The following is a 13711-nucleotide window of genomic DNA, read 5'->3' on the forward strand; positions in this document are numbered from 1 at the left end:
AATATAAAAAATATGATATAATAGGAAAGGTATCCGCACTTGATTGGGTTTTTAAAAGTTGTGTTACCTAATGAGGCGAGTCTTAGTTTATTGAGGAGGATTATAGTGATGCATGCCATTGTAGAAACAGGTGGAAAGCAGTATAGAGTTAAAGAAGGAGATACTGTGTATGTTGAAAAGCTAGATTTGGATATTGATTCATCTAGTGAATTTGATAAAGTTTTAGCTATATTTGATAAAAATAACATTAAATTAGGTAGCCCGTTTTTAAAAGGTGCTAAGGTTAAATTTGATGTTGTTGCGCATGTTAAAGGTAAGAAAATAATTGTTTTTAAGTATAAGCCTAAAAAAGATTACAGAAGAAAGAATGGACATAGGCAGCCGTATACTAAGATTACTATTAGTAAGATTGAGTGTTAATTAGTGATTAAAGTAGAATTGATACATAAAAAAGATAAACTCTTTGGGTTTAAGGTCTATGGTCATTCTGGTTATGATATATCAGGAAGAGATATTGTTTGTGCTGCAGTTTCATCAATTACACAAAGTGTTATAATTGGGTTGAATAAGGTTATATGTGATAATTTTTGTTATTGTGTTGATAAAAAAAAACCATTAGTTTATGTTAATATATCTGATTATAAAGAAAGTGATATTGAAAAAGCGCAAATATTGTTGAATACTTTTAAGTACACATTAAGAGAACTAGTTAATGAGTATAGGAATTATATTAAAATAGAGATGAAGGAGGACAATGGAGATGAGGTTTGATATCCAGTTATTTGCATCTAAAAAAGGTGTAGGTAGTTCTAAAAACGGTAGAGAAAGTCATTCAAAGAGATTGGGAGTTAAAAGGTCCGATGGTCAATTCGTTTTAGCTGGTAATATATTAATGAGGCAAAGGGGAACTAAAATACATCCAGGTTTGAATGTAGGGTTAGGTAAAGATCATACTTTATTTGCAAAAGTTGATGGTGTTGTAAAATTTGAAACATTTGGTAGGGGTAGAAAAAGAGCTAGTGTTTATCCGGTTGAAGTTACTGTCTAAATTTGGATTATTTGTTTAAAGGGTGATTAATTAATGTTAATCATCCTAATTTTTTAATTAAAATTATTTTGAAGGAAGTTAAAGATTATGTTTATAGATGTAGCTAAGATTTATGTTAAATCAGGAAAAGGTGGAGATGGTTGTGTTTCTTTTAGGAGGGAGAAGTATGTACCTTTAGGTGGACCTGATGGTGGTGATGGTGGAAAAGGAGGGGATATCATATTTGAAGTTGATCACAATATTAATACTCTAATTGATTTTAGGTATAATAGTAAATTTTTAGCAGAAGATGGGGGGGATGGAGGAACTTCAAAGTGTTATGGTAAAGATGGAAAAGATGTTATTATAAAAGTACCTGAAGGGACAATTTTAATACATTCTGAAAGTGGTAAAGTTATAAAAGATTTATCTGGTGAAAATAGTAGGTTTGTTTTACTAAAAGGTGGCAAAGGTGGTAAGGGAAATTGTAAATTTTGTACACCTACTAGGCAAGCACCAGATTTTGCTGAGCCTGGTATGCCTCATGATGAAATGAACTTAACTTTGGAGCTTAGACTTATCGCAGATGTAGGATTAATTGGGATGCCAAATGTTGGAAAATCTACTTTGATATCAAAAGTTAGTAATGCAAAACCTAAAATTGCTAATTATCATTTTACAACATTACATCCGAATTTGGGGGTTGTTGATTATAAAGGTATAAGTGGATTTGTTATTGCAGATATTCCAGGAATAATTGAGGGAGCATCGAAGGGTATTGGTCTTGGACTTGAGTTTTTAAGGCATATTGAAAGAACTAGAGTACTTGTACATATATTAGATATTTCGGGGATCGAAGGAAGAGATCCCATAGATGATTTTAAATTAATTAATAATGAACTTGCTGAGTATAATTATGATTTGATGAATAGACCTCAAATTGTTGTTTTGAATAAAGGTGATATGTTATATGATGGAAGAGAAAAGATTCAGAATGTTAAGAATGTTATTAAATCTCTCGGGTATAGTGATGTATTTGAAATATCGGCGGTTACTGGAAATGGATTATTGGAGTTACTTAGGAATGTAAAAAAATTGGTTGATAAGACACCAAAGCCTATTTTGAACTTTGAAGAAGATGAAGTGTATGTTTTTGAACCTAAAAGATTTAGTTATACTATTTCAAAAGAAGTCAATGAATTTGGGGATGAATATTATTTAATTACTGGAAGTTTTGTTGATAGATTACTTAATTCTGTGAATATTTATAATTTTAGTTCGCTTAGATATTTTCATAAAGTTTTGACTAATAAGGGCGTTATTGATGAACTCAAATTGATGGGAGTACAGGAAGGTGACCTTGTTAGATTGAATGATTTCGAATTTGAATTTATAGGATAGAAATTTTTATTCGAGGTGTTTGAAATTGAAGATAGGAGTTTTGGGTGGGACATTTAATCCTATTCATAATGGACATATTAATATAGCTAATAAAATATATAATGAATTTAAATTAGAGAAGGTTTTATTTTTATTGAATAAAATACCTCCTCATAAGAATTACATAGAACTTTTAAGTGATCATGTTAGGTTAGAAATGTTGAGAAAAGCTATCAAAGATTATGTGTATTTTGATATTGAGTATTATGAACTAAAAAAAGACTCAATATCTTATACTTATGAAAGTTTGGAATATTTGAAAAATCATTTTGGATATAATGAATTATTTTTTATAATTGGTTCAGATAATCTAATTAATTTTGAAAGTTGGAAGGGAATCGATAGAATATTTAAAAGTGCAGTTATTGTGGTTTATTTAAGATTAGATAGTCATCTAAATGATGTATTAAATCTTAAGAAATATTATGAGGATGTTTACAATGCACATATAAAGATATTTTTAGGAGAAATAATTAATTTATCTTCAACTGAGATTAGAGAAAAGATTATTAAAAATGAGAATATTTTTGGACTTGTTCCAAATGATGTTTATGATTATATTATCTCAGAGAGATTGTATTTGGAGTGAATTATGGATTTTTTAGCTGTTGATAGGTATATAAAAGAAAATCTTAATAATTTTAGATATGAGCATACTCTAAGAGTTGTGGATATGGGTATGATTTTATGTAATAAGTTATCTTATTGTGATGAGGAAAAAGTTAAAATTGCTTGTTATTTTCATGATGTAGGAAAGAATTTACCTGAAGATACGATTTTAAATATGACACTTAATGAAGGATATGAATTAAATGAATATGAATTGAAGAATATACATATCTTTCATGGCGTTGCATCTATGGTAATTGCAAGAGATAAATTTAATGTAGATGATATACAAATATTAAATGCTATTAAAAATCATGTTACAGGTGCAGAAGATATGTCTATTATTGATAAAATTGTATTTCTTGCAGATTTTTTTGAGATGGGGAGAAATTTTGAAAGAGTTTATAAATCTAGGGATGCTGCTTTGATTGATTTGGATTTAGATAAATCTATGTTATTTGCTTATAATTCTATAATTGTAGAGCTTTTAGAAAAAGGAAGATTTATTCATGAGAATACTATAAAAGCGAGGAATTTTATTTTGAAAAATTTGTGAAAGGATAGTATGAATTGGATTTTTTAGAATATGAGATTTTAGATGAAGTAGATGGTTTAAAGATTAGAGATTATTTGAAATATGATAAGAAATTGAGCTCCAGGTTTATTAAGCAGTCTGCTATTGAGAAAAGAATTTTTGTAAATAATTTAAGTGTTAAGCTTAATTATTATTTAAAAAAAGGTGATAAGATAAAAATAAAGATACATAGAAAGAATGAAACTCAAAGTATTGTTCCAATTCAGGTGGATTTTGAAATTGTGTATGAGGATAGTTTTATTTTGATTGTAAATAAACCTAAAGATTTGGTTGTATATCCTAGTAAAAGTCATGATGTATCTTTATCTAATGGTATAATGTATTATTTTAAAACTAATAATATTGATTCAATTGTAAGACCTGTAAATAGATTAGATATGAATACAACAGGTCTTTTAGTTATAGCGAAGAATCAATATTCCCATATGTTTTTATCTAATTGTATGATTGATAATATTTTTTATAAAGAGTATATAGCTATTGTTCAAGATAATATGAAAGATACTAGGGGAATCATTGAGAAAAATATTTTTAGACCTTCTGAAGATTCTGTAAAAAGGACTGTGCATGATAGTTATGGTAAATTTGCTAGAACTATATATGAAGTTGTGAAAAGATTTGATAGTTGTGATTTAGTAAGAGTTAAGATAGAGACAGGTAGGACCCATCAAATACGTGTACATATGAGTTATCTTGGCAATCCAATTGTAGGAGATAAAATGTATGGGAGTTGTGTTTCAAGTGTATCTAGATATTTGTTGCATGCATATAAAATTAAATTTCCTCATCCATATACTAATGATATCATGGAGTTTAAAGTTGATATTCCAAGTGATATGATGGATTATATAAAAAAACCAAAATAATCTTAATGATTAGATTATTTTGGTTTTTTATTTTGATGAGATACTTATCTTTTTGATTTTACTAAAACCATAGTTAAATAGATTGATTATATCTTGAAGATATTCATCCTTGCTTGAAGCTTTTAGTGCTACAGCTATTAAATCCACATTATTATTCCTTGCAGATGCAGCAAATGTATATTGAGCAGGTGTCGTGAACCCTGTTTTTCCTAATAATGCGTGTTCATAATAATATTTTCCGTTTTTTAAGATCAATTGATTTTGATTATATATGTTAAAGGAATCTCCATTTGTTCCAAGTATATCATGTGATTTTGATGTTGATATTTCTATAAATTTTTTGTTTTTGATAGCGTAAGATAAAATTTTACTTAAATCATATGCACATGTATAATGTTTATCGTTATGTAAACCACTTGCATTTACGAAGTTTGAATAGTATGCACCTATAGTTTTGGCTTTTTTATTCATTAGTTTTGAGAAATTTTCTTCAGATCCACATGTATGTTCGGCTAGTGCTATTGCACAATCATTTCCTGAATTTAATAGTAATCCATATAGTAAATCCTCAACTGTATATAATCCACCTTGGCAAAGTCCAACTTTAGTGCCGTTGATACTCGAAGCTTTTTTAGAAACCTCGACTCTTTCATTTAAATCAAGTGTTTCTAAAACTACTATTGCTGTTAAAATTTTTGTTGTTGATGCTGGGTAGAACTTATCATACGCGTTCTTTTCGTATATTATGCTAGATGTTTGATGTGTCATCAGTATTGCAGATTTACTATTTATTATCAAATTTGGATCTGTTAAACATTTTGCTCTTATTGGTAGTGATATAAAATTTATCAATATGTATATAAAAATTAACTTATGTAACTTATGTAAGGTTCTCATTTAATCCTCCAGAACAAAAACTAAAAGCATTCTTTATTATTTACAACTTGTATTTAAATTATTAATTAATATAAGGATATATTTTGTAAAAAGTTGAGTGTTTTTTGTTTAAATAATATTTAAAAATGGAATTAATATTAAAAAATATTTTGTTGGGGGACATCATGTTTAAAAAAGATAATTTGGTTAAAGTTGTATCTATGGGTATAGTTGGAATTGTATTTTTATCGGTATTTTTTATTTACAATAAATCAGCTAAAAATAGTTACAATGAAGTTGTTTCTTTAAATGAATTTATTCATGATGATAAAAATCAAGATGAAATCATTGAAAATAATTTTTATTTATCAGAGGAGGATAACATTAAGAAGACTATTTTTGTTGAGGTTAAAGGTGAAGTTCTGAATCCGAATGTGTACAAGATGGAAGAGGGGAGTATTGTTTATGATTTGATTTTGATGGCAGGAGGTATTACAGATAAAGGTAGTCTTGATGATATTAATCAGGCACGTGAAATTAAAAATGGAGAATGTATTATTGTACGTTCTATAGATGATGTGGGGGTTTTAGATAAGCAAGATTTTGTAGATAGTCGATTTAACGAGACATCTTATAGGCATAGTGGGAGTGATAATAATTCATTTCTTATCAATATTAATACTGCATCAAAGGAAGAGCTTAAGACTTTAAATGGAATTGGCGATGTTTTAGCAGATTCTATTATAGAGTATAGGGAAGAGAATGGAGTATTTGAATCTATTGATGATATAAAGAATGTATCTCGTATTGGGAGTAAGACTTTTGAAAAATTTAGAGATAAAATAACAGTTTAAAATAATATTTAAAGATGTTATAATTTAGTTTATTAGATTTTGGAGGAGGGATGTTTAGGATGTATAGCAAATATAAACTTACACACCTTAGTCAAACTTCTGGGTGAGGAGCTAAGATAGAGCCGGAGGTTCTTTCGAATATTTTAGATAAATTACCAGTTTTTAATGATAAAAATTTAATTGTTGGATTCGAAAATAATGATGATGCGGCTGTATATAAGTTCGGGGATGATTTAGGAATTATATCTACCTTAGATTTTTTTACTCCAATAGTTGATGATCCATATGTTTTTGGACAAATTGCTGCTGCAAATTCTTTAAGTGATGTTTATGCTATGGGAGGAATACCTGTACTTTGCCTAAATATTGTTGGTTTTCCTAAATGTCTTCCTATTGAGGTTTTATGTGATATTTTAAAAGGTAGTGCAGATAAGGTAAAAGAGGCTGGGGCTATCGTTACTGGAGGTCATTCAATTCAAGATAATGAACCTAAATTTGGACTTTCTGTTATTGGTAAAGTTTGTCCTGATAGTGTTTATAAAAATTATGGAGCGAAGATTGGAGATAAGCTTGTTCTAACTAAAAGGCTTGGTGTTGGGACGATTATTACGGCGATAAAAGGAGAGATTTGTTCTGACGATGCTTATAATGATGCTGTTGCTTCAATGACTACTTTAAATAAATATGCGTATGAGGCTTCCATTGGTATAAAAATAAATGCTTGTACAGATATAACAGGATTTTCACTTTTAGGTCATGGATATGAGATGGCATATGGTTCTAAAGTTTCATTACATTTGGATAAAAAAAGTATTCCAGTGATTGAAAGTTCTATTGAATACTTAAGAAATGGATTTATTCCAGAAGGTACGTATTCTAATAAAAAATACCTATCCAATAATGTTTATTGCAAATGTGAAGAGTGGGTCGAGGATATATTATTTGAACCACAAACGTCTGGAGGATTATTGTTTTCTGTTGAAGAAGATGATTTGGAAAGGTTTAAGAAAAATTTGGAGAGTAGACACGTTTTTTACAAAGTGATTGGCGAGGTTAGAAAACTTGAAGATAAATTTTTATATGTAGAATAAAAAGGAATGATATGTTATTGAAAAATTTATATAAGAAGATTCCTAAGGTTGATGAATTATTGAGTTTGGATAATGTTAAAGAGGCACTTGAGTTATATCCGAGGGAAGTTGTATTGAATATATTAAGAAATATTTTAAATACATACCGAGAGATGATTAGGGATGGAAAAGTTTTTGATATAAGTTTTCAAATAATATCACATATATTTAATGATGAATTACGTAAGGAATTGAGATATAGCATTAGGAAAGTTATTAATGCAACCGGTGTAATAGTACATACAAATCTTGGAAGAAGTAAAATATGTGAAGATGGCATTAGGCATATGATTGAGGTTGCAGAAAATTATTCAAATTTGGAGTATGATTTAGAACAAGGATCAAGGGGTAATAGATATTCTCATGTTGAGGGAATTATATGCAGAGTTATTGGTTGTGAGTCAGCTCTTGTTGTAAATAATAATGCAGCAGCTATAATGATTGTATTAGATACTTTGTGTAGGAATACAGAGGTAATTGTTTCAAGGGGAGAACTTGTTGAGATTGGAGGATCTTTTAGAATTCCTGATGTTATGAAGTTTAGTGGAGCTATATTGAAAGAAGTAGGGTGTACTAATAGAACTCATTTATTTGATTATGAGAATGAGATAAACGATAATACTAGTGCTTTTCTTAAAGTGCATACTTCTAATTATTATATTGGAGGTTTCACGAAAAAAGTTAGTATTAAAGATTTAAGTGAACTTAAGGAGAAGTATAGAAAAATAATAATTGAAGATATTGGTAGCGGTTCTATAATAGATTTGTCTAAATATGGCATTAGATTTGAAGGTAATTTAGTTCAGACATCTCTGATGGATGGCGCTGATATTGTAACTTTTAGTGGTGATAAAATGCTGGGTGGACCACAAGCAGGAATTATTGTTGGTAAGAAACATTTGATTGATAAAATAAAGAAGAATCATTTGTTGAGAGCTTTGAGAGTTGATAAGTTTATTCTTGCTTCTTTGGAATCAACTTTTAGATGTTATTTAGATGAAAAGTTCGCGATTAAGAATATACCCACTCTTAAGATGATTACATATGAATTAGGATTTTTAAAAAAAAATGCTCTTGAGTTACTTGAGAGACTTAATAAAATAAAAGGTTTTAATATAAAAGTTGATAAGGGATTTTCTATTATAGGTGGAGGATCTATGCCAAGAGAGAAAATAGGAACGTATGTTTTATTAATTAAACATGATAATATGTCTGTATATGAAATTGAAAGAAGGTTAAGAAACAATACCATTCCTATTATAGTAAGAATTGAAGATAATTTTGTTAAGTTAGATGTTCGAACTATAGAAAAATGTGAATTTGATGAAATTTATAGAGCATTTATTAAATTGGAGTGTTAGAAGATTGAAAAATATTATATTAGGTACAGCGGGACATATTGATCATGGGAAGACCTCGCTTATAAAATGTTTAACTAATATTGATACTGATTCATTAGAAGAAGAGAAAAGAAGAGGAATATCTATAAATTTGGGATTTGCTTTTTTTGATTTGCCATGTAAAATTAGGGTAGGAGTTATAGATGTTCCTGGACATGAAAAGTTTATTAAAAATATGATAGCAGGTTCAGTTGGAATTGATATAGTTCTCTTAGTTATTGCTTGCGATGATAGTATAAAGCCTCAAACTAGAGAACATATAGATATTTTAAGTTTTCTTAATATTGATAAGGGAATAATTGTCCTAACTAAAAGAGATTTAGTTGATGATGAGTGGTATGAGTTTATAAAAAGTGAAATAAAAAATGAATTAAAAGGTACTTTTTTAGAAAATTCTGTTGTTGTGGGGTTTTCATCTAAAACTAGAGATGGATATGATGAACTTGTTAATGAAATAGAAAGATTAATTGATTATGATGATTATAAGAGTTCTGATGGTATATTTAGGATGCCTATTGATAGGTGTTTTAGTTTGAGTGGTTTTGGAACTATTGTAACAGGAACTATAATGTCTGGTAAAATTAGTTTAAATGAGAGTATATTTATATATCCATCTGGTATTGAGTGTAAGGTTCGTAATATTCAAGTTTATGAGGAAAATAAAAAAGAGGCATTCTCAGGTCAGAGGTGTGCAATAAATTTATCTAATGTTAAGAAGGAAATAAAAAGAGGAGATGTTGTATCAACAAATGCTTCATTAGCTTTAAGCTATATGATAGATTGTAGGTTTTATTCAGTTAAAAATTTAAGTAAAGATATATTAAATGGCCAGAGAGTACGTTTTCTCCATGGAACTAGTGAAGTAATGGGTAGAATACATATTTTAGATAAAGAAAATATTGGGAAAAATTCTGAGGCTTATGTTCAAATTCATTTAGAGAAACCTATTTTATGTTTAAAGGATGATAGATATGTGGTTAGAATGTATTCTCCTGTATTAACAATTGGTGGGGGGTACATTATAAATCCATTAGCTAAAAGGATTAAAGATAATAACGTAAAATATTTAGAAGAAGTTAAAATAAAAGAGAAGGAGCTAAACGAAGAATACTTAGCATTATTAATTGAAAATGATAAGAATTATATAATTGATATTAAATATATTTGTAAAAATTATTTATTATTAGAAGATGAAATCTTAGATAAATTTGATATCTTGGTTAGTAATGGTATATTGATTGATTTTCACGATGGGAATAATAGATATTTTATTCATAAAAATAATTTAGATAAGATTTATTTAGAAATTAAAAATATACTTACTGAATATCATTCTAAAAATAAATTCAGAATTGGTTTTTTAAAAGAAGAATTAAGAGGTAAATTGAATTTAAAAGAATTTAAGCCTAAAATTTATATGCTTATACTTAATTATTTTGAAGATATGGGATATATAAAGTCTACATCAAAATATATTTCATTGAGTGATTTTAAAATAGAGTTATCAAATGACATAAATAAAATGATTGATGGAATTATTAATGAATATAAGGAGTCTAAGTTTGTACCACCTAAGATTAAGGATTTAGAGAATAAGTTTGATTGTAAGGATTTTATGGAGGTACATTATTATTTAGAGGAAATTGGAGTTTTATACAAAGTTAATTCAGAGATGTATGTTTTAAGGGAAGATTTTATATCTGCAAGAGATAGGATAATTAATTTTATAGCAAAAAATGGGTTTATTGACCTTAATTTGGCAAAAGAACTTTTAAATTCTAACAGGAAATATTCTGTTTTTTTTCTTGAACATTTAGATCAATTAAAGATAACTGTAAGGAAAGATAATATTAGGGTTTTGTTTTGATAGATGGTGCATTAGTTTGTATCATCTTTTTTTATTTTAAGATAAATATTATTATATGAATTTTTAAGTTTTAAATGGAGAAAATAATTTCGATATATTATAGGGAGGGGATATAGGTTGACATTTACTAATGTTTTTTTAGGTATAGCGATATTTTTAAATAGTATAAGTTTTATAAGCTCTAGTAAAGCTTGCAAAAATCAATCATCTGTAGAAAAAAGTGACATAATGGTTTTAAATTATAATGAGGATTTATTTGATTTATATGAAAGTTCTCCCAAATATTTTTTAGATAGTTTGGTATATGAAAGCAGAGTAAAGGGTATATTAAACAAAAATTTTGAGAAAAGTTTTGATGAATTTTACGATCAAATTAATACTAAGATATCTTTTTTGGAAGGAGAAATAGAGAAGATTGAAAATAATACGCAAGCATTCTCTAGTGAGTACATATTTCATAGGAAAAATCACATAATGACAGAAATTCAAAATTTAAGGAATAGGATAGAGAATATGAGTACGCGAGAAAAGAGAAAGCTCATATGTTATGAATATAGGAATACAGATGTAAATAATTATGAAGGGGTTTTAGGATTTAGTGTTATATATGCTGATAAAGATAAACCATTTCTAATTGGAACTGTAGCAATGCCTGATTATATTGGTAAGATTGAACCGTTAATTACATTTAGATCTTTGGATACATATAGGTCTAAGTATAAAACAACAGCTGATAAATTTTATACTGAACCACTGAATTATTTTGACAGGTATTTTTTAGAAACAGTAGGATTTAAATAAATTATTAAATATTATTTATAAACTTGTAAAATCAATTAAAATAAATTAAATTATAAATAACAAATTGTTTACATGTATGATTTACGAAAGGAATACGAATGATAAAAGTTATAGAGGCTTTTGATGATGACTTCTTAGAAGATTATTTGCTAAGAGAAATTGGTTTTACTGCTGGATTTCATAATAGTATTTTGTTTTATGATTATGTTGTAAAAGACAGATTATTTAAATTTATTTTGGAGTATTTTAATAAGAACTCTATTTATATAATAAGTGGATTTAATATGAAACCATATCTAAATATAACGGAAAATATTTATGATATATTAAATATTGATTTGGATATGGATTCTTGTAATAATTCAATTTTTGATATGTATTGCAATATTTTAGATTTTAAAATGATTAATCGTCAATTTCATTTTTTGACTTATATGGATAAATTAAAGAGTATGATTATTACATCTTTATTGAGTAAAAATAAGGTTATAGTGTTTGATTGGACTTATTCTGATGATGTAATAAAGTGTGCAGAAGAATTAATGGATAAGATAAATACTTTAGGATTATTTTCAGATAGAGTATTTATTGAATTTAAAAAAGCAAGTTGACATTTATAAAAACTTGCTTTTTTGTGTTTTATAGATGTTTGAGCAAAATATTGTTATTAGTATTGATGTTAAAAATTTGACTAATAATCGATGATTTATTTTTAAAAAATTATTTTCAATTGGAATGTTCATGAATGTTGGTATGATTTCATCATCATTTTGAAAATTATTTTTATTATATTCTTTGATTGTTGATTTGATTTCTTCTAATGAAAAATCTTTGTTGTAGATAACTTTTGGTGATAGCTTTTTAATTTTGATAAAATCTTTGTATAATTCATCTATAGAAGTTTTTGGATCATCAAATGTATCACCATATATTTGTATCAATATTCCATCATAATCTTTTGTTTTTACAGTATTTTTAACATCTTCATAAAATAAATGAATTGTTCCATTATCACTTACATTAAAATAGTTATTATCTAAAGGACATTTTAAATTTAAATTTGTATTATTAACTTGTTTTAATTTATATCTACCTTTTGGTAAATTGAATATCTCTATTTTGTTTGATCCATTATGAGATAAAGTTTTAATTATTTTATTGTTATGATAGAGATCGTATTTTATATTTTCAAGATTTGATTGATCATTTGTATCAGTTATTATAATTAATTGTTTATTTCTATTTAAGATAGTTTTATATAGGAGTGATATACAATTTGATAAGTTATTTAATGATTTTTTCTCAATGTTGTTTAATATATAGTTTAGATTATCTTTATATGAATGAATAATCATTCCAAATTCTTTATTTCTGTATCTAGGATATCCAGTATGCATATTTATATCATCCCAACTTGTAGATTCGAAATACGCAAAGGGTATGCCTTCGTATCTAAAGTATACATGATCACTGTAATCGTAACATTCACCTTCTAAAATTGAAATTTCATCATCGTTATTGGATATTAATTTAGGACTAGTCTTTATATTTATGTTTTCATTTTTTGAAATTTCAATAACCTCGTCTCTAAACCATCCTTTGTTTCCGTTATTTCCGTATATGTAGAGGTCATCTCCAGTTAATATACTATCAATATTTATGTATAATAAGGTATTTGATTTTTCATCATTGGTCATATTTTTAACATAATGTCTAGAACCAAATAGCCCTAGTTCTTCTGCATCGAAGGCTATGAATTTTATGTTATAAGGGAGTGTTATTTTATTTAATTTTTGAGCTATTTCTAAAAGAGCAGATACACCTGATGCATTATCATCTGCCCCATTTGATGAGGTAGAGTCGTAATGTGCTCCGATAATTATTTGATTATTATTTAAACCTTTTTTAGAAGCGATAATATTTTTGGATGTTATATTTTTTGAATTAATGAGAGGCCAATTAAATATTTGTTCTTGAACTTCATATCCACATTTTTGAAATTCATTTTTAATGTATTTTTGGGCATTTAAGATTGATTTTGTTCCACTTATACGTGGGGTTTTAGATAAATAAGAAATGTGTTTTATAGCATCTTCCCCAAATATTAGTGTATTTTGTGAATAAGGATATGTTTTAATAACTGTAATATTTGAAGTTATAAATATGAAAAGCAATAATGTATTAAGGAATTTAAAAATATTTTTAAATTTTTTCATTTTAATATCTCCTTGAGAATTATCTGTTAG

At 27.1% G+C, this 13711-nt stretch carries 15 protein-coding genes; 13 read left to right on the top strand and 2 right to left on the bottom strand.

The window, feature by feature from the left end:
• Positions 1–108 precede the first annotated feature (108 nt).
• The 7 genes from rplU (at position 109) to SFBMNL_RS02265 (ending at position 4537) form a co-directional block, all read left to right on the top strand.
• Positions 109–420, top strand: coding sequence for a 50S ribosomal protein L21 (gene rplU, locus SFBMNL_RS02235; protein WP_005806876.1), 312 nt, complete (start codon positions 109–111; stop codon positions 418–420).
• Positions 421–423: 3 nt separating this feature from the next.
• Positions 424–771, top strand: coding sequence for a ribosomal-processing cysteine protease Prp (locus SFBMNL_RS02240; protein WP_005806875.1), 348 nt, complete (start codon positions 424–426; stop codon positions 769–771).
• Positions 761–1048, top strand: coding sequence for a 50S ribosomal protein L27 (gene rpmA / locus SFBMNL_RS02245; protein WP_042294344.1), 288 nt, complete (start codon positions 761–763; stop codon positions 1046–1048). Before SFBMNL_RS02240 ends, rpmA begins: the two co-directional genes overlap by 11 nt.
• A gap of 87 nt (positions 1049–1135) precedes the next feature.
• Positions 1136–2428, top strand: coding sequence for a GTPase ObgE (gene obgE / locus SFBMNL_RS02250; RefSeq protein ID WP_042294346.1), 1293 nt, complete (start codon positions 1136–1138; stop codon positions 2426–2428).
• Positions 2429–2447: 19 nt separating this feature from the next.
• Positions 2448–3056 (top strand): nicotinate-nucleotide adenylyltransferase, encoded by a 609-nt coding sequence (gene nadD / locus SFBMNL_RS02255; protein ID WP_005806870.1) that lies wholly within the window; start codon positions 2448–2450, stop codon positions 3054–3056.
• Between the two features lie 3 nt (positions 3057–3059).
• Positions 3060–3632 carry a bis(5'-nucleosyl)-tetraphosphatase (symmetrical) YqeK gene (gene yqeK, locus SFBMNL_RS02260; RefSeq protein WP_005806868.1) on the top strand — a complete coding sequence of 191 codons (573 nt, stop codon included), beginning with the start codon at positions 3060–3062 and terminating at the stop codon, positions 3630–3632.
• Positions 3633–3646: 14 nt separating this feature from the next.
• Complete coding sequence (locus SFBMNL_RS02265; protein WP_042294348.1) at positions 3647–4537, top strand: RluA family pseudouridine synthase; 891 nt, start codon at positions 3647–3649, stop codon at positions 4535–4537.
• A gap of 27 nt (positions 4538–4564) precedes the next feature.
• Here the strand turns inward: SFBMNL_RS02265 and SFBMNL_RS02270 are convergent, their stop codons facing one another.
• Positions 4565–5434: a D-alanyl-D-alanine carboxypeptidase family protein gene (locus SFBMNL_RS02270; RefSeq protein ID WP_042294351.1), complete on the bottom strand. Its 870-nt coding sequence runs from the start codon at positions 5432–5434 to the stop codon at positions 4565–4567.
• Positions 5435–5598: 164 nt separating this feature from the next.
• Here SFBMNL_RS02270 and SFBMNL_RS02275 point away from each other — a divergent pair, with 164 nt between their 5' ends.
• From SFBMNL_RS02275 to SFBMNL_RS02300, 6 genes are all read left to right on the top strand, one after another.
• A complete protein-coding gene (locus tag SFBMNL_RS02275) occupies positions 5599–6267 on the top strand; it encodes a helix-hairpin-helix domain-containing protein (RefSeq protein ID WP_042294353.1) in 669 nt (222 codons plus the stop codon).
• 59 nt (positions 6268–6326) lie between these two features.
• Entirely contained in the window at positions 6327–7358 is a 1032-nt protein-coding gene (selD, locus tag SFBMNL_RS02280) for a selenide, water dikinase SelD (RefSeq protein WP_005806860.1), read from the top strand.
• Positions 7359–7369: 11 nt separating this feature from the next.
• A complete protein-coding gene (selA, locus tag SFBMNL_RS02285; RefSeq protein ID WP_042294354.1) occupies positions 7370–8758 on the top strand; it encodes an L-seryl-tRNA(Sec) selenium transferase in 1389 nt (462 codons plus the stop codon).
• Positions 8759–8762: 4 nt separating this feature from the next.
• Positions 8763–10664 carry a selenocysteine-specific translation elongation factor gene (selB, locus tag SFBMNL_RS02290; protein ID WP_007441412.1) on the top strand — a complete coding sequence of 634 codons (1902 nt, stop codon included), beginning with the start codon at positions 8763–8765 and terminating at the stop codon, positions 10662–10664.
• Between the two features lie 117 nt (positions 10665–10781).
• A complete protein-coding gene (locus tag SFBMNL_RS02295; RefSeq protein WP_042294356.1) occupies positions 10782–11465 on the top strand; it encodes a hypothetical protein in 684 nt (227 codons plus the stop codon).
• A 98-nt stretch (positions 11466–11563) separates the two neighbouring features.
• Positions 11564–12076, top strand: coding sequence for a hypothetical protein (locus tag SFBMNL_RS02300; RefSeq protein WP_005806851.1), 513 nt, complete (start codon positions 11564–11566; stop codon positions 12074–12076).
• Positions 12077–12079: 3 nt separating this feature from the next.
• On the opposite strand, the gene SFBMNL_RS02305 is transcribed toward SFBMNL_RS02300, so the two are convergent.
• Positions 12080–13681, bottom strand: coding sequence for a M28 family metallopeptidase (locus SFBMNL_RS02305; protein ID WP_042294358.1), 1602 nt, complete (start codon positions 13679–13681; stop codon positions 12080–12082).
• Positions 13682–13711 lie beyond the last annotated feature (30 nt).

Source organism: Candidatus Arthromitus sp. SFB-mouse-NL, from assembly GCF_000709435.1.
Lineage (GTDB): Bacteria > Bacillota > Clostridia > Clostridiales > Clostridiaceae > Dwaynesavagella.

Excerpts from the sequence above, each read along its gene's own strand:
- SFBMNL_RS02300 (WP_005806851.1), top strand. The coding sequence starts at position 11,564 with ATGATAAAAGTTATAGAGGCTTTTGATGATGACTTCTTAGAAGATTAT.
- rplU (WP_005806876.1), top strand. The coding sequence starts at position 109 with ATGCATGCCATTGTAGAAACAGGTGGAAAGCAGTATAGAGTTAAAGAA.
- yqeK (WP_005806868.1), top strand. The coding sequence starts at position 3,060 with ATGGATTTTTTAGCTGTTGATAGGTATATAAAAGAAAATCTTAATAAT.
- selA (WP_042294354.1), top strand. The coding sequence starts at position 7,370 with ATGTTATTGAAAAATTTATATAAGAAGATTCCTAAGGTTGATGAATTA.
- rpmA (WP_042294344.1), top strand. The coding sequence starts at position 761 with ATGAGGTTTGATATCCAGTTATTTGCATCTAAAAAAGGTGTAGGTAGT.
- SFBMNL_RS02270 (WP_042294351.1), bottom strand. The coding sequence starts at position 5,434 with ATGAGAACCTTACATAAGTTACATAAGTTAATTTTTATATACATATTG.
- SFBMNL_RS02275 (WP_042294353.1), top strand. The coding sequence starts at position 5,599 with ATGTTTAAAAAAGATAATTTGGTTAAAGTTGTATCTATGGGTATAGTT.
- SFBMNL_RS02305 (WP_042294358.1), bottom strand. The coding sequence starts at position 13,681 with ATGAAAAAATTTAAAAATATTTTTAAATTCCTTAATACATTATTGCTT.
- obgE (WP_042294346.1), top strand. The coding sequence starts at position 1,136 with ATGTTTATAGATGTAGCTAAGATTTATGTTAAATCAGGAAAAGGTGGA.